Origin of the sequence: Streptomyces roseolus, from assembly GCF_014649855.1 — a bacterium.
Classification (GTDB): Bacteria; Actinomycetota; Actinomycetes; order Streptomycetales; family Streptomycetaceae; genus Streptomyces; species Streptomyces roseolus.
Genome location: NZ_BMTV01000003.1, coordinates 238,789 through 259,387 on the forward strand (window position 1 = coordinate 238,789; position 20,599 = coordinate 259,387).

A 20,599-nucleotide genomic window follows, 5' to 3' on the forward strand; every position below is an offset into this window, starting at 1 on the left:
TGGGGTCGGACATGGTGGGGCTCCTGGGGTGGGTGGGGCGAGGGGTCAGCCGGTCAGGAGGGCGCCCGGGAGGAGGACCAGGGCCACGGTGAAGCCGGCCATTCCGGCGCGCAGCCAGCCGTACTTGATCGAGACGATCCGGCTGTTCTCGATGAGGGAGGTGAGGACGGCGGAGTCCGGTGAACGGTCGGTCTCCCGCAGCGCTTCCTCCAGGGCCGCCCGGCCGTGGCGCGCGGCGCCCCGGATGTCGGCGAAGTGGGTGAGCGGCGCGCCGGGGCTCCAGTCGACGGCGCGGTAGCGCGGGACGACGGCCATGAGCAGGGCGATCAGGGAGACGAGGAAGCAGACGGCGCCCGTCCACCACATGACCTGGCCGAGGGCCGCGAGCTGCGTGGGGTGCCAGCCGCGTACGGCGAGCACGCCCACGAGCGCGGCCGCGGCCATGCCCTGCGCGGCCACGAGCACGGAGCCCTTGGTGTCGGCGCGGGCGGCCTCCAGGCGCAGTTCCGCGAGGAGCCGTTCGGCCGTGCGCCGTCCCGGTACCGGGGCGGGCGTCGTCGGCGGCGGCTGCGGGTCGGCGCTCATCGCGGCGGCCTCGGGGGCGTCGGGTACCCGAAGACCTCGCCGGTCCCGCCGTCCTCGCCGGTCCCGGCCCGCTCCGCGTGCTCCGCGGGCGGCGGCGGGGCCTGGGGCGGGAGCGGCCCCGCCTCCTCGCCCGCCCAGGGGCCCGCCCCGGGGGCCGTCTCCGGGGCCGTCGGCCCGGCCGCGCCGGGTGGCAGCCGCCGGTCTCCGCCCTGGTACAGCTTCGCGCTGAGGACCTCCTTCATGACGTTCGCCGCGAGCCGCCGCGGTTCGTCCATCTGGTGCTCCTCCAGGCCGCCGGGCCCGCCGCCGAGCGCCTGGAGGGCGACGTTGAGCTGGTTGTCCATCAGCCGGAGCTGGTCGGCCCGCAGGTTCTCCATGACGAGGCGGGTGTCCTCGGGGTGCCGGGCGAGCTGGAAGGCCATGGCGGCGGGGCCGCCGCGCTCCAGGTAGTACGTGTAGAAGTCGATCTTCTGCGCCTCGATCGCCTGGAGTTCGAGCTCCTGGTTCCCGCGGGCGACCCGGCGCTCGTGGTCGAGGGCCTGGCGTTCGAGCTCGACCTGGTGCTGCTGCCGGCCCTGCGCCAGGGCGCGCTCCGCGGCCAGTTCGTCCTCGCGCATGAGGAGGACGTGCCGGGGTTCGAGCTGCTGCCGGGCGAACTCGATCTCCCGCAGCCGCCGGGCCTGTTCGAGGGTGGCCTCGTCGCGCCGGATCTGGAGGCCGCAGTGGACCGCGAGCCCGGCCCGGGCGCCGATGGGTCCGGCGCTTTCGAGGGCCTTGCGGGCGTGGAGTTCGGCGGCGGCGCTGTCCTCCATGGCGTAGCCGCGGAGCACCGGCCGGAGGATCTGTTCGACGGAACGCTGCACGAGGGCGGGTACGTTGCGCTCCCCGCTGGCGACGAACGCGGCCGGGTCGGTCACCTGCCAGGTGCAGTCGAGCGAGGCCTCGAAGAGGAAGGCGTCGTTCTGGCTGGCGAGCGCGAGCACGGCGGTCGCCTCGTGGCGCCCGGTGTCGACCTCGTACACGCTGGTCCAGCGGCGGGTGGCGAGCTCGGTGCGGCTGGGGCGGCTCGGCGGCGGGAAGGCGTCGAGCGCTCCCTGCGCGGTGGTGAAGACGAGCGCGTGGTCGATCCGGGTGGCCCGCAGCGGCTTGAAGCGGGACAGCTCCTGGATGGTGATCACGGGATCGACGAGGACGGTGTGACGGTGGGCGTCCTGCTGCCACTGGGGCGGCTGGTTCATCATCGTGACGCTGCTCCTTGGAACGGTTCGTACGAGGGGCCGGAGGGGTCGGAAGGGCCGGCGGGGGCGGTGGGCCGCGCTCCGGTGAGGGCGTCGCGCAGCCGGAGGGCGGCCGCCACCGGCACGGGGCCGAGGGCGGCGTCCGCCGGTTCGGCCCGCAGGTTCTCCAGGAGGTAGGCGAGCCGGCGGTGGTCCTCGACGGAGACGGCGAGGAGCGGCAGCAGTCCGGCGAGCGCGGTCTCGGCGCCCGGGTCTGTGTCCGCGGCCCGCACCCAGGTGCGCAGCGCGTTGAGCCCGGACGCCGAGCAGGCGGGGTCGTTGAGGACGCTGCGCCAGAGCGCGGCGAGGGCCTGGCGCAGGGCCGCGCCGTCCGTGCCGGGGGTGGGGTCGGCCCGGCCGAACAGGTCGAGCAGCAGCGGGCGGCCGAAGCCGTCGGGGCCGTCGGTGGGGCCGCAGGCGTGCACCAGGGTGCGCAGCACGAAGTCGCGGGTGGTGCCGCGGGCGAGGCCCGGGAGGTCGGCCCACAGGTCGGCGGCGGCGCCCCAGTCGCCCCGGCCGGCCGCCTCCTGTCCGCCCGCGAGGAGGAGGGCGGCGGCGGACTGGGCGAGCTCGTCGCGTTCCTCCGCCCAGCCGCGGACCGGCCCGCCGCGCGCCTCCATGCGCCGTACGGCCTCGGTGAGGGCGGGCAGGGCCTCGTGGGGGAAGGCGTCGCCGACGAGGGCGTAGGCGCGGACCGCGGTCCAGCGCAGCCGGTGGTCGGAGGCGGTGCACCACTCGGCGAGGATCCGGGAGACGTGCGGGGCGCCGAGGTGGTGGGCGAGGGCGAGCGCGTTGGCGGCGGCGAGCCGGGCCCGCAGCCTGCGGTCGCCGGCCCAGCCGCGGACGAGGAGGGCCATCGCGGACGGCAGGTCGGCCTGGGTCATGACGGCGGCGGTGGCGGCGGCCCGGGTGCGGACGACGGGCCGGGGGTCGTCGGCGAGCAGCCGCAGCCACCTGACGAGGGCGGGGCGGGACGAGGGGTGGCCGGTCCAGACCTCGCGGAGCAGGGTGAGCGCGGTGAGCTTGTCGCGGAACTGGACCTTGGTCTGGAGCACCGGTCCCCACTCGGTCTGCTCCGGCTCCTGGTAGCGCTCGGCGAGGGCCTGTTCGACGCGCTGGGCGCTGGAGGTGCCGAAGACGGGGATGCGGGCCGGTTCGCCGGGGTTCTCGATGCGCTGGAGGAGCCCGTACAGGCTGTCGCCGAGTTCGGCGGTGAGGGGGTAGGGGGCCTCGTCGAAGGTGGCGAGGGCGATCAGGAACGCCTTGTCGTGCAGGGTGTGTTCGGCGCTGTCGAACCAGGCGCGGACCTGTCGTTCGGCGGCGACGTGCCCGAAGGAGCCGAGCGCGGCGAGCGTGACGGTGCCGCGGGCGTGACCGGCGACGTGGTCGGCGAAGCGGGCGGTCTCGGCGACCGGCCGGTGGTGGGAGAGGACGGCCTTGACCTCGGCGAGCCCGAGGAGTTCGGCGACGTCCCGGCCGGCGAGGTCCTTGGTGCGCAGGTGTCCGGCGAGGAGGGCGGCGGGCTCGGGCGGCCGCCACGCCACGTGGCCGGTGCCGGCGGGGACGACGGGGTGCGGTCCGGTGACGAGGACGAGGTGGCCGTCGGTGGCCCGGAGCCGTTCGCCGAGGGCGCGCAGGTGGTGTTCGAGCAGGGGGCGCTCGGGGGTGGCGGCGAAGTCGGCGACGAAGTGGCCGCAGCCGTCGCGGAGTTCACCGGCGAGACGGCCGGCGCCGAGCCCCGGGTCGAGGGCGCGGTAGGAGCGGGCGCCGGCCTCGCGGAGCAGCATCAGGGCGGCGGTGCGGCGGCCGGTGGTGGCGGGTCCGGAGAGGATCACGACGCGGCGCGTCCTCAGCGCGTCGAGCGCGCGCCCGAACGGCCCGTCCTCCTCCTGCCCCTCCCCCTCCCCGGCACCGGCACCGTTCCGCCCTTCCGCGCGCGGCCGTACGAAGTGCCGGGCCAGGTCCTCGACTTCGGCGGCGGGGATCTCGCCGGAGCGCTCCTCGGCGTCACCGCCGAGGTGGTACTCGACCACCTTGCCGCCGAGGACGACGTCGCCGGTGACGTGGCCGCCGCTCACCCCGTGCTGGTCCCCGGCGACGACGGAGCCGCCGATGCGGGTGGAGTGGCCGAGCATGAAGCCGGGGCTGTGGCGGTAGAGGTCGCGGCGGGAGTGCCAGGCGTACTCGGTCTCGGTGCCGGTGTCGGTGCCGTCGTCCTCCGTCGCCGTGCCGCCGTCGGCGGCGGGCGCGCCCTCGGCCGGCGGCGGGGCGGCGGTCGCCGCGTACGGCGGTGCGCCCGGCTCGCCGGGGGCGGGGGGCTGCTCCTGGGGGGTGCTCACGCCTGGCTCCCTTCGGTGCCGCCGAGGACGACGTCGCCGTGGACGGTGCCGCCGCTGACGCCGTGCTGGTTCCCGGCGACGAAGGAGCCGTGGACGACGGGGTTGCCGTGGAAGTGGAAGACGGGCGCGGACCGCGCGGCCTTCGGCTCCGGCTCCCGCTCCGGCTTCGTGCCCCCCTTCGCCTCCTGCGCGGGGGGAGGCGGGGCGGCCCCGGCCGGCGACGGCCGCGGTACGGGACCGGGCGAGGCCGTCGTCTCCGCCGCCCGCGCCTGCTCGGGGTCCGCGGGCCGCCCCTCCCCCTGGTGGATCCAGGCGGCCAGCACGCCGTCCTTCACCTCCACGTCGGCGGGTCGGAAGAGCTCCGGCCTGACGCCCCGGTGCCCGTGCCGGACGATGCCCTCGTAGACGGGCGCGCTGACGGCGAGGACGGCGTGCTCGCGGGGGCGGGCGGCGAGCGCCGCGCGCAGGACGTCGGCGTCGAGCAGCCGGCACGCCTGGTTGAGGTCGTGGCCCACGATGCCGCCGGTGGTCCTGGCGTGGGGGTCGTGGGCGACCTCGCCGGAGGCGAGGACCATCCGCAGGCGCATCTGCGCGCTGTCGGAGGCGAGCAGGTTGTGCTCGTGGAGCAGGTCGGGGGCGGTGGTGAGGAGGGCGCGCAGCAGGGCGGTCTTGGCGACGTCCCCGCTGAGGAGCACGATCAGGCCGTCGCCCCGGTCCTCGCGGTACTGCTGGGTGGGCTCGACGCCGGCCGCCTCCAGCGTCCGGTCGACGAGATGGTTCAGACGGCGCCGGAGCACGGCCTGCACGACGTCGTCGCGACGGCTGAACTTCTCGATGTCGAGGAGCAGGATGGTCCGGTTGACAGGCTCGCGCATGGGCGCCTTCCACGGGTGACGGGGCCTTCGGTGGGGCCGGGGGGATCGCGACGATGTCAGTCGCGGGGGGCTCGGGGCGACGGCAGCGGACACACCGCTTCTGTGACCGTGTGCACAGAAGGCCGGGGGTCGTGCGTCGCGGGGCGTACGGAGGCGTCCGGGGCGCGCGGGGGTGACGCGGAGGCGCCCCGGGGGGGGCGCTCAGGTGGTTCCGGCGCGCGCTATCCGGCGGAGTACGTCAGGTCGCACGACGACGAGGCCGCGCCGGCCGGTGCGTACGATGCCGCGTTCGCGCAGCTGTTTGAGGAGGCGCGCGACGGCCTCGCGGGAGGCGCCGACGGAGCCGGCGAGTTCGCTCTGGGTGAGTCCGGCGGTGAGCTGGACGCCGTCGGCGGACTCCTCGCCGTGGGTGCGGATGAGTTCGAGGAGCAGCAGCGCGAGGCGTTCCTGCACGTTGAGCGAGGCGTACTGGACGCGGCGGCGGTCGCTGTCACGGGTGCGGTCGGCGGTGAGGGCGAGCAACTTGCGCGCGATGCGGGGGCGTTCGTCGAGGAGGGCGCCGAAGCGGTCGGCGTCGAAGGCGAGGGCGTCGACGTGTTCGAGGGCGGTGACGGTGGCGCCCCGGGGCCGGCCGCTGAGGAGGGCCTGTTCGCCGACGATGTCGCCGGGGCCGCGGAGGGCGAGGAGCGCCTCGTAGCCGTTGGGGGCGGCGGAGGTCACCTTGGCCCAGCCGGCGAGGACGACGAGGACGTGGGTGGAGGGTTCGTGCTCGCGTAAGAGGATCTGGCGCGCGGGGAAGGCGAGGGGGCTTCCGTCGCGGAACAGCGCCTGTCTGTCGTCGGATTCCAGCCGCGCCACGAAGGGGACCTGGTCCTCGAACTGCGTCACCTGTCTTCTCCCGCCCCGCCCGCCTCTTCTGGGCCGTTTCCGCGCCTGAGACAAGCCGGGAGGTTAGCGCATCGCGGAGGGAGGTTCCTCCCGGGCGCCGGAGAGGACGGCGGGGGTGGGGCCGTCGGGGCGGACGGTGAGGCCGTAGGCGGTGCGGTGGGGGCGGGAGCGGAGGCGGGGCACCGGGCCGGGCAACAGGTGCTCGAGGAGGGTGACGGACTCGCGGAGGGCGAACTGGAGGCCCAGGCAGGCGCGGGGGCCGATGCCGAAGGGCAGGTAGGCGCCGGGGTGTCCGGGGCGGCGGCCGGGGGCGGTGAAGCGGGTGGGGTCGAAGTCCTCCGGTTCCGGCCAGAGTTCGGGGTCGCGGTGGGTGAGGTAGGGGCAGACGAGGAGGTCGGTGCCGGCCGGCAGGGCGTGACCGGCGAGGGTGTCGGCCTCGGCGGCGTGGCGGGGGAGGATCCAGGCGGAGGGGTAGAGCCGGAGCGTCTCGTGGACGAGCGCCTGGACGGCCCGCTGCCGCTCGGGCGAGCCTTCGGGGCCGGCGGCGAGGGCGTGGGCGCGGGCCTCGGGATGGCGGTCGAGGAGGAGGTACAGCCAGGTCAGGGTGGTGGCGGTGGTCTCGTGTCCGGCCACGAGGAGGGTGACGAGTTCGTCGCGGATGAGCCGGTCGGTGTACTCGGGCCTGCTCTCGGCGGCGTCGACGAGGACGCGCAGCAGGCCGGGGCCGTCGGGTCCGGCGTCGGCGCCACGGGCGGCGCGGACGGCCCGTTCGGCGACGGCGTCGATGCGGGCGATGTCGGCGGCGACGGCGGCCTGGGCGGCGAACGCGTCGGCGGGCAGGCTCGGCAGGACGGCCACCACCTCGGCCACGGCGCCGAGTTCCGCCTCGGTGGCGGGGTCCAGCGGGTGACCGGTGAGGGCGCGCCAGATGGTGTCGAGGGCGAAGCGCCGCATCTCGTCCCCGAGGTCGAAGACCTCGCCGGTGCGGGCGTACTCCTTCCAGCGCGCGGCCGCCACCTGGGCGGCGGCGGCGATCCGCCCCTCGTAGCGGCGCATGCCGGGGCCGGTGAACTGCGACTGGAGGAGGCGGCGCTGGCGCTGCCAGGCCTCGCCGGTGGCGGAGAGGACGCCGTCGCCGACGAGGACGCGGGCGCGGTGCGAGCGCTTGACGTACCGGTCGGGGTGCTGGGCGAGGACGTGCCGGACGGCGTCGGGGTCGGTGACGAGCACGGTGGGCGCGGCTCCGGGCGCGGGACGGAACGCGCCGACGCCGCCGAGCCGTTCGCGCACGAGGGTGAGCAGGTCGACCAGCTCGCCCCCGTCGGCGCGCCACCGGGTCACGAGGTCGGGGTCGAGTTCGGGGATGCCCACGGAACGGCTCCTGTTCGGCGCCCGCACGCCCGCGCGTGCGGGGAGGGTGGCGCACGGTCACCTCGCACTGTAGGGGCGGGGCGGCGCGGGGCGACAGCGCGCCACCGGACGGGAGCCGTCCCGTTCCGGCGTGAAGCGGGCTTTGTTCGGGGGGTGTTCGGGGGGAGCTCGGGGGCGGGTGAAAGGAGGATCGATACGTCGACTCCGTTGACGTGCTCGCAACAGTAAGGAAGCTTTACTGACAACTGAGAACTGAGAACTGAGAACTGACAACTGGCAGCTGTCGGCCGGCAGCCGACATTCGGCAGGAGGAGACGACCCCATGCGCAGAGCGATCCCAGCCGCGGCAGCCGCGGCCCTCGCCGGCCTGGTCGCCGCGGGGCCGCTGACCCCGTCGGCCCGCGCCGACACCGCGCCCGCCCTCACCGCCTCGATCGCCCGGGCGAGCGCCTGGAGCAGCGGCTACGGCGCCGACGTGACCGTGGCCAACGCCGGGGACGCCCCGGCGGCGGGCTGGACGGTCGAGTTCGACCTCCCCGAGGGCACCTCGGTCACCAGCCACTGGTCGGCGACGAAGACCCGGAGCGGCCGGCACTACACCTTCACCGACGTCTCCTGGAACGGCTCGGTCGCACCGGGCGGGACGCAGGGTTTCGGCTTCAACGCGAGCGGCCTCGGCCTCCCGCTCAACTGCACGGTCAACGGCGCCCCTTGCGGGGGCGGCACCCCGACGCCGACACCGACGCCCACCCCGACGCCCACGCCCTCGCCGACCCCTTCACCGACTCCCACGCCGACACCGACCGCCACCCCGACCACGGCCCCGCCCACCGGTCCCGTCGTCGACGTCGCCACCGCCGCGCAGCTTCAGGCCGCGCTCGCCTCCGCCGCGCCCGGCCAGACGATCCGGATGGCACCCGGCGAGTACCGGGGCTCCTTCGTCGCACAGCGGCCCGGCGCCGCGGACCGGCCGATCACGCTCACCGGCCCGCGTACGGCGGTGCTCGTCAACGACGGGCCCTCCGGCAGCGGCCCCTCGTGCCCCGTGCCGACCGCGGGCTGGGACCCGGGCTACGGCCTGTGGCTGTACCGGGCGCCGTACTGGAACCTGGAGGGCTTCACCGTCCGGGACTCCAAGAAGGGGCTGGTCGTCGACGCCTCCCCGCACGTGACGGCGGACGGGCTGCACGTGCACCGCGTCGAGGAGGAGGGCGTGCACTTCCGCCGCTCCTCCTCGGACGGGGTGCTCCGCGACTCGACGGTCGAGGGGACGGGACTGGTCCAGCCGGGCTACGGCGAGGGCGTGTACATCGGCTCGGCCGGATCCAACTGGGGCTGCCACGGCAACGAGGGCGGCGCCGACCGCTCGGACCGGGTGCTCGTGGAGAACAACCGCATCGGCCCGAACGTCGCCGCCGAGGCCGTCGACGTCAAGGAGGGCACCTTCGGCGGCGTCATCCGCGGGAACGCCTTCGACGGGCGCGGGATCACCGGCCAGAACTCGGCGGACTCGTGGATCGACGTGAAGGGCGTCGACTACCTCATCGAGGGCAACACCGGCACGTTCACCGCGCCGGGCACCTTCGCCAACGGATACGAGACCCACAACCCGGCCACCACGCCCGCCTTCCCGAACGGCTGCGGCAACGTCTGGCGCGGCAACGACTCGGACCTGGGCGGGGTGGGTGCGTACGCCGTCCGGATCACGTCGACGTCGAAGTGCCCGGGCCGGCTCAACGTCGTCCACGCCTCGAACACGGTGCGCGGCGCCACGACCGGCCTGACCAACATCGCGGTCACCCCCTAGGCGTCGCCCCCGTCCCCGTCCCCCGCTCCGGCTCCTCGTCCGGCCCGTCCTCCTCCCCGTACGGCTCGAACCAGTGCCGGTCGAAGTACCGGGCGGTGGAGAAGGGATGGTGCCGGTCGGTGAGCAGGCGGTACAGGAACTCGGTGATCGTGCCGTCGAACCTGACCCAGGAGTCGAAGTCGTCCTCGACCGCGACGATCGGCCAGCGGTCGGGATCGCGGCCCTCGGTGAGCCAGTAGAACGTGTCGGCCTGCTCCGTGTCCCCCCACTGGAGCAGGCCGCCGGGCGCGGGGTACACCGCGTAGGGCTCCCACGGCGCGCCGCCGTGCGCGCGCACGTGCTCGGCGAGTCCGAACGCGTTCCCGACGAGGTCCGAGCCGTGCCCGCCCGAGCCGGGCACGTACAGCCGGAGCCAGCCGTCGAAGGCGCCCTCGCCGAAGGCCTCGGCGAGCTGCTTGTAGTCGACGGGGAGCGCCGTGCCGAGCCGGGCCTCCTCCGCCGCCCAGTCGACCGCGTGGCGGGGCGCGGCGAGGTCCCGGCCGGTCGTGGCGAGGACCCCACCCAGCCAGGTGGCCCCCTCGGGGAGCCCGGCGGCCGCGCTCCGGCCTTCGGCGACGACCAGCACGGGCCGGACGCCGAGCGGACCCCGTACGGCTCCGAGTCCGATCCACCGGCCGCCGTGCGACCAGCCCCGCATGCCGACGACCCGGTCCCCGAAGGGCGTGAGCAGCGGCAGTCCGGTGAGCTCTGTGACGTACGGGTCGACGTCACCGTCCCGCGCGAGGTCCCGCGCCCGCCCGTACCGCTCGACGAGCGCCCGCCGGAGGGCGTCGAAGGCGGCCTCGCCCTCCGGCGGCGTCATGCAGACGTGTCCGTCGGGGTGCCCGGGCTCCGCACAGCGGAGCTCGTCGGTGTCCGCCCAGGCCCGGCGCCGCAGAAGGGCGAGGAGCTCTTCGAGGGTTTCGGCGGGGACGGGGGCAGGGGCTTCGTCGTACGCGCGTGGCAGGTTCACGCCGGGCATGCAACCAGACGCCACCGACAACCGGCCCCGACGGCCGGGCCCCACGGCCGGGACCCCCGGGGCGGGACCACCGGGCCACCGGGCCACCGGGCCGGCACCCTCACCGCGCCGGGGCACCGCCTCGGGTCGCCGCGCCGGGGCACCGCCCCAGGTCGCAACCTCGGGACACCGCTTCGGTCACGAGCAGCAGCGCGCGACCATGGCGGGAAACTCTGAATGGTGATTCACTTCTTCCATGGCCTACCGCAAGACCCCCGCCGAGCTCCGCCGGCTCGAAGCCGCCCGGGAGCACCTGGTCGCCTGCGCCACCTCCGTCGTCGCCGAGGTGGGCTGGGCCCAGGCCTCCGTGACGGCGGTCGCCGACGCCGCCGGCATCGCGGCCGGCTCCGTCTACCAGCACTTCCCGTCCAAGACCGCGCTCGCCGTGGAGGTCTTCCGGCGTGCCGCCGGGCGCGAGGTCGAGGTCCTCGGCGAGGTCCTGGCCGCGCCCGGCGACCCCGTCGAGCGGCTGAGCCGCGGCGTCCAGGTCTTCGCCCGCCGCGCCCTGGAGAACCGCGGGCTCGCCTACGCCCTGCTCGCCGCCCCGGCCGAGCCCGCCGTGGGCGCCGAGCGGCTCGACTTCCGGCGCCGCTACCGCGCGCTCTTCGCCGCAGTGGTGCGCGAGGGGATCAAGGAGGGGGTGCTGCCGGAGCAGAACGGGGAGATCACCGCCGCCGCGCTCACCGGCGCGGTCGGCGAGGTCCTCGTCGACCCGCTCGGCCACCCCGGCACGACCACCACCGACGCCCTCCTCGCCGAGCTCACCGCGATGGCACTGCGCTGCGCGGGCGCCCCCGCAGCCTGACCGTCGACCCGAGCACCGCCCCGACCGCCCCGACCGCACCGCGTCGGCCCGCAACCGTCCACCCCGCGACCGCCCGCCCGACACCGCCTTCCGGAGGAGCGCACACCGTGACCACCACTCCCGGCTCCGGCCCCGCCCCGAGCACGCCCCAGAGCCGTCCCACCGCCGTGACGCACGCCGTCACCAACCAGGCCCCGCCGCTCACCGGCCACGACGCCGCCGACGACCCGGTGCTGCTCGAAGGCCTCGTCCGGGAGGGCGCCGACTGGCACCTGGAGGACCTGCACCGCTTCGGCCGGGTCGTCACCGGCGAGGAGGCCCAGCACTGGGCCGACCAGGCCAACCGCAACGAGCCCGAGCTGCGCACCCACGACCGGTACGGCAACCGCGTCGACGAGGTCGAGTTCCACCCGGCCTACCACCGGCTGATGGAACTCTCCGTCGGCGAGGGCCTCGCCGGCGCGGCCTGGGCCGACGAGCGGCCCGGCGCCCACGTGGCGCGCGCCGGCGGCTTCATGCTCGCCTCCACGCTGGAGGCGGGCCACCTGTGCCCGGTCTCGATGACGTACGCCGTCGTCCCCGCGCTGCGCCACTCCCCCGAGCTCGCGAAGACGTACGTGCCGCTGCTCACCAGCCGGACGTACGAGCCCGGCCTGCGCACCCCGACGGAGAAGCGGGGACTGCTCGCCGGGATGGGCATGACCGAGAAGCAGGGCGGCAGCGACGTCCGCGCCAACACCACCTCCGCCACCGAACTGCCCGACGGCACCTGGCGGTTGCGCGGGCACAAGTGGTTCACCAGCGCGCCGATGAACGACCTCTTCCTCGTCCTCGCGCAGGCGCCCGGCGGGCTCTCCTGCTTCCTCGTCCCGCGCGTCCTGCCCGACGGCAGCCGCAACACCTTCCGCATCCAGCGGCTCAAGGACAAGCTCGGCAACCGCTCCAACGCCTCCAGCGAGCCGGAGTTCGACGACACGGTGGCGTGGCTCGTGGGCACCGAGGGCAAGGGGGTGCGGACCATCATCGACATGGTGACGATGACCCGCCTGGACTGCGTGCTCGGCTCCGCCGCCGGCATCCGGGGCGCGCTCGCGCAGGCGGCCCACCACGCCCGCCACCGCTCGGCGTTCGGCGCCCTGCTGATCGACCAGCCGCTGATGCGCAACGTCCTCGCCGACCTGGCCCTCGAATCGGAGGCGGCCACCACCCTCGGCCTGCGCCTCGCCGGCGCCGCCGACCGCGCCCGCCTCGGCGACGAGCGCGAGCGCGCCTTCCTCCGTCTGGCCACCGCCGTCGGCAAGTACTGGGTCTGCAAGCGGCAGCCCGCCGCGGTCGCCGAGGCCCTGGAATGCCTCGGCGGAAACGGCTACGACGAGGCGTCGGGCATGCCGCGCATGTACCGCGAGGCTCCGCTCAACAGCATCTGGGAGGGCTCCGGCAACGTCAGCGCCCTCGACCTGCTGCGCGCCCTGGCCCGCGAACCGGAGGCCCTGGACGCCTTCCGTACGGAGGTGGAGGCGGCGTCCGGCGCGGACCGGCGGCTCGACGCGGCCTGGACCGCCCTCCAGGGCGAGCTGCGCCTCACCGAGGACGCCCCGCTGCGCGCCCGCCGGGTCGCCGAGCGGGCCGCGCTGGTCCTCCAGGGCTCGCTCCTGGTCCGGCACGCCCCGGCGGCGGTGGCCGACGCCTTCTGCGCGTCGCGCGTCGAAGGCGACCAGGGCCTCGCCTTCGGCACCCTCCCGCCGGGCACGGACTTCGCGGGCCTCCTCACGCGCCTGCCGGTCTGACACGACCGGATCCGCCCCCGCCCCGGAAGGTTTCCGTGACGGGGGCGAATCCTTTTCGGGACCCCGTGGCTCCTATCCGCGTACCGGCCGACCGGGCCGGCCCCACCGGAAGGAGACATCATGCTGATCACCGGCCTCGTCGCCGGAGTCCTGCTCGTCGGCGCGTGCACCTGGCACCTCGTGCGGCGGTACAAGAGCCGCGCCTGATCCGAGCCCGCAGAGCACGAGGGGAAATCCGTGAACCGACCCTTCTCCTGGCCCGACGAACGGCTGGTCAAGGCGGCGCAGGACGGCGACGTCGCCTCGCTGACCACCGTCGTCATGGAGTCCCAGCCGCACGTGCGGAAGTTCGCCCGCTCCCTGTGCGCCTCGCCGCAGGACGCGGAGGACGCGGCGCAGGAGGCGCTGATCATCCTGTACCGGAAGATCGGCACCCTGCGGGCGTCCGGGGCGCTCGCCTCGTGGATGTTCCGCATCGTGCGCAACGAATGCCTCCGGCAGGTGCGCGGCCTGGTCCGGCGGGGCGAGGAGCCGGAGGACGCCCCGGAGGCGGCGTCGGAACCCTCCGCGGAGGAGGCCGTCCTGCACCGCCTGGAGGCCCGGCGGATCGCCGCCGCCGTCGGCGCCCTCCCCCGCGACCAGCGGCAGGTCCTGATCATGCGGGACGTCCAGGGCCTGCCCGGCAGGACCGTGGCCCACGCCCTCGGCCTGAGCAACGCGGCGATGAAGTCGCGCCTCCACCGCGCCCGCGCCGCCCTCCGCCAGTCCCTGTCGGCCCCGGACCAGTTCCCCGGGGCCCGCCCCACCGAAGGAGACCCGCACCCGTGACCACCACCACTCCGCCCGTCCTCGACACTCCCGCCGGCGCCCGGGCCCACACCGTCGCCGTGAAGCCGGCCCCCCGGGGCCCCGACCACGCCGGCACGTCCCTCCCGCGCCACCTCGCGCGCGGCGCGCTCGGATTCGGGCTGCTCATCGGGGCGGTCGCGCTGCTGCCGGCGACCGGCCCCGTCAGCCTGCTCGCCGTCCCGCCGGCCCTGCTCGCCCTCCGGGGCTGCCCCGCCTGCTGGGCGGTCGGACTGGCGCAGACGATCTCCCGGGGCCGTCTGGAGCGGCAGTGCGCCGACGGCGTCTGCACCCTCGCCAAGGCCCGCCCGCGTCCCGCCGCGCCCCCGCCCCGGCCGTAAATCCCGCGGGTTCCCGGGGACGGGCTGTTAGGCTGGTGAGGACGTTGATCGTGTATCGAGGAGAGCAGCAGACGTGGCGGGTGACGACGACATCTCCGGGTGAGATCCGGATCTGACGGCCACCGGGAGCGCCGAGGAGCGCACACCGGGGTGGCCCGTTCGTCGTACCCCAGCACTCAGTCCCCCGTCTGCCCGGGGCGGAGCCGTGTCCGCGCGTCCGCCGCCGCCCCCTCCCTCCCCGCGAGGTCGTTCCCGTGTCCCACGCCACCGTCGTCTGCTCCGGCCTCTCCTTCTCCTGGCCCGACGAGACCCCCGTCTTCGACGACCTGTCCTTCAGCCTGGGCGCCGGCCGTACGGGCCTGGTCGCGCCCAACGGCTCCGGGAAGAGCACCCTGCTCAAGCTCATCGCCGGCGAGCTGCGGCCCACCGGCGGCTCCGTCACGGTCGGCGGCGCCCTCGGCCACCTGCCGCAGAGCCTCCCGCTGACCGCCGACCTCACCGTCGCCGACGTCCTGGGCGTCGCCGACGTCATCCGCGCCCTGGACGCCGTCGAGTCCGGCGACGTCGCCGAGGAGCACTTCGCCACCATCGGCGACGACTGGGACGTCGAGGAGCGCACCCGCGCCCAGCTCGACCGGCTCGGCCTCGGCGCGCTCGCCCTCGACCGGACGCTCGGCACCCTCAGCGGCGGCCAGGTCGTCTCCCTCGGGCTCGCCGCGCAGCTGCTGAAGCGGCCCGACGTGCTGCTGCTCGACGAGCCGACCAACAACCTCGACCTGGAGGCCCGGCACAAGCTGTACGACGCGCTGTCGGACTTCGACGGCCTCCTCCTGGTCGTCGCCCACGACCGGGCGCTGCTCGACCGCATGGACTCCATCGCCGAGCTCGGCGGCTCCCGACTGCGCCTGTACGGCGGCGACTTCACCTCCTACGAGGAGGCCGTGCGCGCCGAGCAGGACGTCGCCGAGAAGAACGTGCGCCACGCCGAGCAGGAACTGAAGCGCGAGAAGCGGGAGTTGCAGCAGGCCCGCGAGCGCGCCGAGCGCCGGGCGAGCAACGCCGCCCGCAACCTCAAGAACGCCGGCCTGCCCAAGATCTTCGCCGGCACCATGAAGCGCGGCGCCCAGGAGTCCGCCGGCCGGGCCGGCCAGACCCACGCCTCCCGGGTCGGCGAGGCGCAGGCCCGGCTCGACGAGGCCGGGCGGGCGCTCCGGGACGAGCAGCGGCTGGTCCTGGACCTGCCCGACACCCAGGTGCCCGCCGGGCGCGACCTGTTCCTCGGCGAGGGGCTGCGGGTCCGGCACGACGGCCGCGAGCTGTTCGGCGCGGGCGGTGTCGACCTGTCCGTGCGCGGCCCCGAGCGGATCGCGCTCACCGGCCCCAACGGCTCCGGGAAGACCACCCTGATGAGGATCGTCTCCGGTGAACTGGCCCCGGACGCGGGGGAGGTCAAGCGGGGCGGCGGACGCGTCGCCGTCCTCTCGCAGCGGCTCGACCTGCTCGACCCGGAGCGGACGGTGGCGGAGAACTTCGCCGCGTTCGCGCCCGAGCGGCCGGAGGCGGAGCGGATGAACCTGCTCGCCCGCTTCCTCTTCCGGGGCGCCCGGGCCCACCTGCCGGTCGGGGTCCTCTCCGGGGGCGAGCGACTGCGGGCCACCCTCGCCTGCGTGCTGTACGCCGAGCCGGCCCCGCAGCTGCTGCTGCTCGACGAGCCGACGAACAACCTCGACCTGGTCGGCGTGGGCCAGCTGGAGGGCGCGCTCCAGTCGTACCGGGGCGCGTTCCTCGTGGTCAGCCACGACGAGCGGTTCCTCGCCGAGATCGGGGTGGACCGCCGGCTGCGCCTTCAGGACGGCGCGCTGCGGACCGTGGGGGCCCCGGAGTGACCGGCGTCCAGGGGCCGGACCCCGACCTCTGGTAGGAAACCTTACTATCCGCTAGCATCCCGGCAGCGGCCCGGCGCGGCGGCCCTCCCCGAGGGACGTGACGCGCTCAGCGAGAGCTCTGACCCGGCCGCCGAGCACCACCCCGTCGTGTGGCGGCCCGAACGCCACGCGGTCGGCCGTCCGCGCCCTTGTCCCAGGGTTCGCCCTAGGGCGCGGACGGCCCCCACCGTGGTGCCCCGGCACGGTGTCCAGCTCTCCCCCTCAGGCCAGGGAGCCAGGTATGCGCCTGTTCGCCTCCGCCCCACCTCGCCGCACCACCGCCCCCTTCTCCCTCGTGCTCGCCGCCGTGCTGCTGCTCGTCGGCGGGCTCCTCCTCGCCCTGCCCGACCGGGCCGCCGCCGCCGACACCCTGATCTCGCAGGGCCGTCCGGCCACTTCGTCCTCCGTCGAGGACGGCACCTTCGGACCGGAGAAGGCCTTCGACGGCGACCCCGCCACCCGCTGGGCCAGCGCCGAGGGCGTCGACCCGCAGTGGCTCCGCGTCGACCTCGGCCCGTCCGCCACCGTCTCCCGCGTCAAGCTCGTCTGGGAGGCCGCCTACGCCACGGCGTACCGGGTGGAGATCTCCGCCGACGGCGTCACCTGGACCCGGCTCGCCACCGAGACCGCGGGGAACGGCGGCACCGACGACTGGACCGGACTCACCGGGCAGGGCCGTCACCTGCGCGTCCACGGGACGGCGCGCGGCACCCCGTACGGCTACTCGCTCTACACGGTGGAGGTGTACGGCACCAGCGGCACGACGCCGCCGCCCACCGGCGCCTTCACGGTCGTCGCCGCCGGTGACATCGCCGCGCAGTGCACGGCCTCCAGCAGCTCCTGCGCCCACCCGAAGACGGCGGCCCTCGCCCAGCGGATCGCCCCCGCCTTCTACCTGACGATGGGTGACAACCAGTACGACGACGCCCTGCTGTCGGACTTCCGGAACTACTACGACAAGAGCTGGGGCGCCTTCAAGGCGAAGACCCGGCCCGTCCCCGGCAACCACGAGACGTACGACCCGGCCGGGCCGCTCGCCGGCTACAAGGCGTACTTCGGCTCGATCGCCTACCCGCGGGGCGAGCCGTACTACAGCTACGACCAGGGCAACTGGCACTTCGTCGCCCTCGACTCCAACTCCTTCGACGACCCCGCGCAGATCCAGTGGCTCAAGGACGACCTGGCCCGCAACACCAAGGGCTGCGTCGCCGCCTACTTCCACCACCCGCTGTACTCCTCCGGCGGCCACGGCAACGACCCCGTCTCCAAGCCGGTCTGGAGGATCCTGTACGCGGCCGGGGCCGACCTCGTCCTGAACGGCCACGACCACCACTACGAGCGCTTCGCCCCGCAGGACCCCGACGGGCGGGCCACCGCCGGCGGCATCGTCGAGATCGTCGGCGGCATGGGCGGCGCCGAGCCCTACGACATCGAGACCGTCCAGCCGAACAGCCAGAAGCGGATCAGCGGCACCTACGGGGTGCTGAAGCTGGACCTCACCGACACCACCTACACCTGGCAGTACGTCGGCGTCGACGACCGGGTCAAGGACTCCGCCCCGACCTACGCCTGCCACTGATGTACCTCGCGACCACCGGTCGCCCGGACGCGCCGCCCGCCCCCCGGGGGGCCCGGCGGCGCGTCCCCGGCACCGTCCTCGCCCTCGGCACGGTCAGCCTGGTCACCGACGTCTCCTCCGAGATGGTGACCGCCGTCCTGCCGCTGTACCTGGTCCTCGGACTCGGCCTCTCCCCCCTCCAGTTCGGGCTGCTCGACGGCCTGTCGACCGGCGCCACCGCCCTCGTGCGGCTCCTCGGCGGCGCCACCGCCGACCGCGGCGGACGGCACAAGACGGTCGGCGGGCTCGGCTACGCCCTCTCCGCCCTCTCCCGGCTCGGCCTCCTCCTCGCCGGCGGCGCCACCGGCGGCATCGCCGGGGCCATCGCCGCCGACCGGCTCGGCAAGGGCGTCCGCACCGCCCCGCGCGACGCCCTGATCACCCTGCACAGCCCGCCCGGGGACCTCGGCCGCGCCTTCGGCGTCCACCGCGCCATGGACACCACCGGCGCCCTGCTCGGCCCGCTCGCCGCCTTCGCCCTGCTGTGGGCGACGGCCGACGCGTACGACGCCGTCTTCGCCGTCAGCTTCTGCGCCGGGACCTTCGGCGTCCTGCTGTGGCTCCTGCTCGTGCCCGGTCGCACGCGCCACGCCGCCCCCGCGCCGCGGCCGGTGCCCCGCGCGCGGACGGGGCCGCTCGCCGCGCTCCGCTCCCCCGGCCACCGCCGGATCGTGCTGTGCGCCGGGCTCCTCGGCGCGGCGACCATCGGCGACTCCTTCCTCTACCTCCTGCTCCAGCGCCGGCTGGAGCTCGACCCGACCTGGTTCCCCTTCCTGCCGCTCGGCGCCGCCGCCGTCTTCCTGCTGCTCGCCGTCCCGGCCGGCCGGCTCGCCGACCGCCTCGGCCGGCGAGGTCCCCTGCTCTGCGGGCACGGGGCGCTGTTCCTCGCGTACGCCCTGCTCCTCGTCCCGCTGCCCGACGCGGTCGTCCTGCCCGGCGTCCTCGTCCTGCTCGGGGGCTTCTACGCCGCGACCGACGGCGTCCTGATGGCGCTGACCGGCCCCTTCCTCACCGAGGGGCGGCAGGCGAGCGGGCTCGCCCTCGTCCAGACCGCCCAGGCGCTGGCCCGCGTCGGCGCCGCCGTCGCCTTCGGCGCCCTGTGGACCGCGAGCGGCCCGGAGACCGCGCTCGCCTGCGCCCTCGTCGCGCTCGCCGTCGCCGTCTGCTGCTGTGCGCGCCTCCTCCCCCGGGACCCCGCCCCCGAACCCCGCGACCGCCGCGAGAGGACCGACCGACCATGCCCGCCCTGACCGACGCCACCACCCGCACCCGCGTGTGGATCATCGTGCTCGCACTGCTGCTGCTCGGCGGCGGTGCCACCGCCTACACCCTGCGGACGGCCTCGGGCCGCGCCGCCGCCACCGGCACGAGCGCCGAACCCGGCTTCGTCCTGGACGGCGGGGCCGGCGCGCTCTACGCCCGGGACTCGGCCACCGGCCGGGTCGCCCGCGTCGACCCGGCCGCGCCCGGCGGCCGTACGGCCCGCGGACCCGCCTGCGACCGCTTCCACGCGGCCGGGAACACCGCCCTCTGCCTCCAGCGCCGCCCGGGCGTCCCCGCCCGCTCGTACGCGATCGTGCTCGACCGGCGGCTGCGCGAGGTGCGCCGGATCGGCCTGCCGGGCGTCCCCAGCCGGGCCCGGGTCTCCGCCTCCGGCTCGGTGCTCGCCTGGACGATGTTCACCACCGGCGACTCGTACGCCCGCTCGTCCTTCTCCACCCGCACCTCGATCCTCGACCTGCGCACCGGCTACCTGGTGAAGAACGTCGAGCAGCTCCCGCTGACCCTCGGCGGCCGGCGCCACCACGCCCCGGACGTCAACTACTGGGGCGTCACCTTCGCCGCCGACGACAACCGCTTCTACGCCACCGTCTCGACCGGCGGCCGCACCCACCTCGTCGAGGGCGACGTGGCGGCCTGGTCCGCCCGGGCGCTCCGCGAGAACGTCGAGTGCCCGTCCCTCTCCCCCGACGGCACCCGGATCGCGTTCAAGAAGCGGGTCTCCCCCGGTCCGCGCGAGCCGTGGCGGCTGTACGTCCTCGACCTGGCCACCGGCCGCGAGCACCCGGTGGCCGAGCGACGCGCCTTCGACGACCAGGCGCTGTGGAAGGACCCGCGCACCCTCGTGTACGGGCACGGCGGAGGGGTCTGGTCGGTCCCCGCCGACGGCACCGGCTCCCCCCGCCTCCTCGCCACCCGCGCCTCCTCCCCGAGCCTCGCGGCGGGGCCGCCCGCCCCCTGACGGAACGACAGGTCGTGGTGGCACGGGGGTGGATCCGGGTCTTCCGCCCACCCCCGCCTTACAGTTAGGTTAGGCTTGCCTAAGTAATTGTGCCTCGACGCCCCTGGAGCACCCATGCGCCTCCGTCCCACCCGTACCACGGGTCCGACTCCCGCCGAGCGGATGCGGTCGATCATCACGGTGGCCCACTCCATGACCGTCGTGGCCGACGGCCGCCGCCACGAGGTCCACAGCCTCGACGGCACGGCCGCGATGGGCCGCCTCCACCTCCACGAACCCTCCGACGACGTCGGCCCGGGCGACGGGACGCCCCGCGTTCCGATCCGCGTGGAGCTCACCGACATCGCGCCCGCGCCCGTACGCGACCGGCTGCGCGCCCGCGTGACGCTCACGGGCCTCGTGGCGGCGCCCTACCGCCCCGAGACCGCCGAGAGCACGTGCGTACAGCTCGGCCAGGCCGTCCTGGAGGACGCCGAGGGCCGCACGTACGTCCCCCTGACCCAGCTGGAGGCGGCGGAGACCGACCCGCTGGCGGGCTGCGAGGCGGCCATGCTCCACCACCTCGTCGCCGACCACCCCGACCTGGTCACCCGCCTGCTGCGCCTCGCCGGTCCGGGCCTCACGCAGGGCCTCGAACGCGCCCTGCCCCTCGCGATCGACCGCTACGGCATCACCCTGCGCCTCGAACACGCCACCAGGCACCACGACGTGCGGCTGCCGTTCCCCACCGCGATCACCGAGGTCGACCAGGTCGGCCTCCAGATCCACGCCGTCCTGACCGCCGCGCGGCGCGCCGCCCACTCCCACCTGTCCGCCTGAGCGAGGACGCCCGC

At 75.5% G+C, this 20,599-nt stretch carries 17 protein-coding genes; 10 read left to right on the forward strand and 7 right to left on the reverse strand.

The window, feature by feature from the left end:
• Window positions 1–45: 45 nt before the first annotated feature.
• From IE245_RS04955 to IE245_RS04980, 6 genes are all read right to left on the reverse strand, one after another.
• The gene (locus IE245_RS04955; RefSeq protein ID WP_189945477.1) at window positions 46–585 is read right to left on the reverse strand and encodes a Pycsar system effector family protein; all 540 of its coding nucleotides are present in this window, start codon (window positions 583–585) and stop codon (window positions 46–48) included.
• Entirely contained in the window at window positions 582–1,826 is a 1,245-nt protein-coding gene (locus IE245_RS04960) for a PE-PGRS family protein (protein WP_189945478.1), read from the reverse strand. Before IE245_RS04960 ends, IE245_RS04955 begins: the two co-directional genes overlap by 4 nt.
• Window positions 1,823–4,201: a hypothetical protein gene (locus IE245_RS04965; protein WP_189945479.1), complete on the reverse strand. Its 2,379-nt coding sequence runs from the start codon at window positions 4,199–4,201 to the stop codon at window positions 1,823–1,825. Before IE245_RS04965 ends, IE245_RS04960 begins: the two co-directional genes overlap by 4 nt.
• Window positions 4,198–5,076, reverse strand: coding sequence for a hypothetical protein (locus IE245_RS04970; protein WP_189945480.1), 879 nt, complete (start codon window positions 5,074–5,076; stop codon window positions 4,198–4,200). The genes IE245_RS04965 and IE245_RS04970 overlap by 4 nt, the downstream gene beginning before the upstream one ends.
• Before the next feature lie 201 nt (window positions 5,077–5,277).
• The gene (locus tag IE245_RS04975) at window positions 5,278–5,964 is read right to left on the reverse strand and encodes a Crp/Fnr family transcriptional regulator (RefSeq protein ID WP_189945481.1); all 687 of its coding nucleotides are present in this window, start codon (window positions 5,962–5,964) and stop codon (window positions 5,278–5,280) included.
• 63 nt (window positions 5,965–6,027) lie between these two features.
• The gene (locus IE245_RS04980; RefSeq protein ID WP_229851072.1) at window positions 6,028–7,335 is read right to left on the reverse strand and encodes a cytochrome P450; all 1,308 of its coding nucleotides are present in this window, start codon (window positions 7,333–7,335) and stop codon (window positions 6,028–6,030) included.
• A gap of 322 nt (window positions 7,336–7,657) precedes the next feature.
• Here IE245_RS04980 and IE245_RS04985 point away from each other — a divergent pair, with 322 nt between their 5' ends.
• Window positions 7,658–9,142: a cellulose-binding domain-containing protein gene (locus IE245_RS04985; RefSeq protein WP_189945482.1), complete on the forward strand. Its 1,485-nt coding sequence runs from the start codon at window positions 7,658–7,660 to the stop codon at window positions 9,140–9,142.
• Here the strand turns inward: IE245_RS04985 and IE245_RS04990 are convergent.
• Window positions 9,132–10,154 (reverse strand): hypothetical protein, encoded by a 1,023-nt coding sequence (locus IE245_RS04990; protein ID WP_189945483.1) that lies wholly within the window; start codon window positions 10,152–10,154, stop codon window positions 9,132–9,134. The two genes, IE245_RS04985 and IE245_RS04990, sit on opposite strands and share 11 nt — an antisense overlap.
• Before the next feature lie 244 nt (window positions 10,155–10,398).
• Here IE245_RS04990 and IE245_RS04995 point away from each other — a divergent pair, with 244 nt between their 5' ends.
• The 9 genes from IE245_RS04995 (at window position 10,399) to IE245_RS05035 (ending at window position 20,585) form a co-directional block, all read left to right on the forward strand.
• The gene (locus tag IE245_RS04995; protein ID WP_189945484.1) at window positions 10,399–11,007 is read left to right on the forward strand and encodes a TetR/AcrR family transcriptional regulator; all 609 of its coding nucleotides are present in this window, start codon (window positions 10,399–10,401) and stop codon (window positions 11,005–11,007) included.
• A 107-nt stretch (window positions 11,008–11,114) separates the two neighbouring features.
• Window positions 11,115–12,794: an acyl-CoA dehydrogenase family protein gene (locus IE245_RS05000; RefSeq protein ID WP_189945485.1), complete on the forward strand. Its 1,680-nt coding sequence runs from the start codon at window positions 11,115–11,117 to the stop codon at window positions 12,792–12,794.
• Window positions 12,795–13,031: 237 nt separating this feature from the next.
• The gene (locus IE245_RS05005; RefSeq protein ID WP_189945486.1) at window positions 13,032–13,622 is read left to right on the forward strand and encodes an RNA polymerase sigma factor; all 591 of its coding nucleotides are present in this window, start codon (window positions 13,032–13,034) and stop codon (window positions 13,620–13,622) included.
• A gap of 59 nt (window positions 13,623–13,681) precedes the next feature.
• Window positions 13,682–13,981 (forward strand): hypothetical protein, encoded by a 300-nt coding sequence (locus IE245_RS05010; RefSeq protein WP_189945582.1) that lies wholly within the window; start codon window positions 13,682–13,684, stop codon window positions 13,979–13,981.
• Window positions 13,982–14,235: 254 nt separating this feature from the next.
• On the forward strand, window positions 14,236–15,867 hold the full coding sequence (locus IE245_RS05015; protein ID WP_189945487.1) for an ABC-F family ATP-binding cassette domain-containing protein: 1,632 nt from the start codon (window positions 14,236–14,238) through the stop codon (window positions 15,865–15,867).
• A gap of 280 nt (window positions 15,868–16,147) precedes the next feature.
• The gene (locus IE245_RS05020; RefSeq protein ID WP_189945488.1) at window positions 16,148–17,485 is read left to right on the forward strand and encodes a discoidin domain-containing protein; all 1,338 of its coding nucleotides are present in this window, start codon (window positions 16,148–16,150) and stop codon (window positions 17,483–17,485) included.
• The gene (locus IE245_RS05025; RefSeq protein WP_189945489.1) at window positions 17,485–18,774 is read left to right on the forward strand and encodes an MFS transporter; all 1,290 of its coding nucleotides are present in this window, start codon (window positions 17,485–17,487) and stop codon (window positions 18,772–18,774) included. Before IE245_RS05020 ends, IE245_RS05025 begins: the two co-directional genes overlap by 1 nt.
• The gene (locus IE245_RS05030) at window positions 18,762–19,766 is read left to right on the forward strand and encodes a TolB family protein (RefSeq protein ID WP_189945490.1); all 1,005 of its coding nucleotides are present in this window, start codon (window positions 18,762–18,764) and stop codon (window positions 19,764–19,766) included. Before IE245_RS05025 ends, IE245_RS05030 begins: the two co-directional genes overlap by 13 nt.
• A gap of 114 nt (window positions 19,767–19,880) precedes the next feature.
• A complete protein-coding gene (locus IE245_RS05035) occupies window positions 19,881–20,585 on the forward strand; it encodes a DUF2470 domain-containing protein (protein ID WP_189945491.1) in 705 nt (234 codons plus the stop codon).
• The last annotated feature ends 14 nt before the right edge of the window (window positions 20,586–20,599 follow it).

Excerpts from the sequence above, each read along its gene's own strand:
- IE245_RS04995 (WP_189945484.1), top strand. The coding sequence starts at position 10,399 with ATGGCCTACCGCAAGACCCCCGCCGAGCTCCGCCGGCTCGAAGCCGCC.
- IE245_RS05020 (WP_189945488.1), top strand. The coding sequence starts at position 16,148 with ATGCGCCTGTTCGCCTCCGCCCCACCTCGCCGCACCACCGCCCCCTTC.
- IE245_RS05025 (WP_189945489.1), top strand. The coding sequence starts at position 17,485 with ATGTACCTCGCGACCACCGGTCGCCCGGACGCGCCGCCCGCCCCCCGG.
- IE245_RS04985 (WP_189945482.1), top strand. The coding sequence starts at position 7,658 with ATGCGCAGAGCGATCCCAGCCGCGGCAGCCGCGGCCCTCGCCGGCCTG.
- IE245_RS05030 (WP_189945490.1), top strand. The coding sequence starts at position 18,762 with ATGCCCGCCCTGACCGACGCCACCACCCGCACCCGCGTGTGGATCATC.
- IE245_RS05035 (WP_189945491.1), top strand. The coding sequence starts at position 19,881 with ATGCGCCTCCGTCCCACCCGTACCACGGGTCCGACTCCCGCCGAGCGG.
- IE245_RS04955 (WP_189945477.1), bottom strand. The coding sequence starts at position 585 with ATGAGCGCCGACCCGCAGCCGCCGCCGACGACGCCCGCCCCGGTACCG.
- IE245_RS04970 (WP_189945480.1), bottom strand. The coding sequence starts at position 5,076 with ATGCGCGAGCCTGTCAACCGGACCATCCTGCTCCTCGACATCGAGAAG.
- IE245_RS04960 (WP_189945478.1), bottom strand. The coding sequence starts at position 1,826 with ATGATGAACCAGCCGCCCCAGTGGCAGCAGGACGCCCACCGTCACACC.